This is a genomic window from Anaplasma phagocytophilum (assembly GCF_023476575.1).
GTDB classification, from domain to species: domain Bacteria; phylum Pseudomonadota; class Alphaproteobacteria; order Rickettsiales; family Anaplasmataceae; genus Anaplasma; species Anaplasma phagocytophilum_A.
Window position 1 is genome coordinate 1 of sequence record NZ_JAHLEX010000164.1, and the last position, 1,120, is coordinate 1,120.

A 1,120-nucleotide genomic window follows, 5' to 3' on the forward strand; every position below is an offset into this window, starting at 1 on the left:
TCTGCCTCTCCAGTACCCATCATGGCCTTGCCCATCTCACTCATGACAACCTTAACGTCAGCGAAGTCTAGGTTTATCAATCCTGGCATAACCATTAAGTCTGTGATGCCGCGTACGCCCGTATGCAGTACCGCGTTCTTAAGAGTCCGTACCGTAAGGTTGGTGCTATACCATAACAAGAAAAGAGCAATCTTCCGCGTTATCTATTCTAGAACTCAATATACTACCACCTGTTGAAGACAAAGCAAAACTGCACGCATATAGGGTCTATGACGGGAAACTACAAAGTTATCTAACTAATAATCGGCAATGTTACATCATTTTGCCCCATATACTTGCCCCCAGCTTCGTCGTAAGACTTGCTGCAACGTTCCTTACCTGAAAAAAAGAGGAACTGGCACGCGCCCTCAAACGCATATACCTTTACAGGTAACGGAGATGTATTAGAAAATTCCAGAGTTACGTAGCCTGACCACCCCGGTTCAAGAGGTGTAACATTAACTACGATGCCACATCGAGCATATGTTGACTTTCCAACGCAAACAACCATAACGTCTCGTGGGATGTTAAAGTACTCTACAGTCTTGGCTAGCATGAAGCTGTTTGGTGGAATGATGCAGAAATCCCCCTCGCAATCAACAAAGCTATCTTGCGAAAAGTTCTTAGGATCCACTACCACTGAGTGAGTATTGGCAAAAATCTTGAACTTATTATCCAGCCGAGCATCGTAGCCATAGGAAGACAAGCCATACGACAACACACCAGTGCCTTCTTTGTGGTCTACGAACGGGGAGATCATACCATCCTCTAGGGCCTTTTCCTTGATCCAGTGATCAGGCATGACTGACATAAGCGAACCCCTATGCAATAATAAAGAACTAACTCTCAGTCTATACCCAATTTTACATTCCCTCAAGTAAAAACTCTCAGAACACGCGTAGAGAACATGCTAGAGTTAGAGATGCTTATGCATAAGCATACAGCTTATTACAGCCTATCGACACTCCATCAATGATGATATGAACGAAGCCAAAAAGGAGAACAACAGAAACCGAGGTTATCAATAGTCTCAATATAACTCCACGAATTCCTATTCCTACACCTGGCGCTCGCACATCGG

The 1,120-nt window shown here is 44.2% G+C and carries 1 protein-coding gene and 1 pseudogene; both read right to left on the minus strand.

Annotation, left to right across the window (positions count from 1 at the left end; translation table 11 throughout):
- Positions 1 to 131: pseudogene (locus KPX09_RS05335) on the minus strand (cell division protein FtsZ); the annotation flags it as partial.
- A gap of 161 nt (positions 132 to 292) precedes the next feature.
- Positions 293 to 850: a dCTP deaminase gene (gene dcd, locus KPX09_RS05340; protein WP_249549312.1), complete on the minus strand. Its 558-nt coding sequence runs from the start codon at positions 848 to 850 to the stop codon at positions 293 to 295.
- Positions 851 to 1,120: the final 270 nt, after the last annotated feature.

Excerpts from the sequence above, each read along its gene's own strand:
- dcd (WP_249549312.1), bottom strand. The coding sequence starts at position 850 with ATGTCAGTCATGCCTGATCACTGGATCAAGGAAAAGGCCCTAGAGGAT.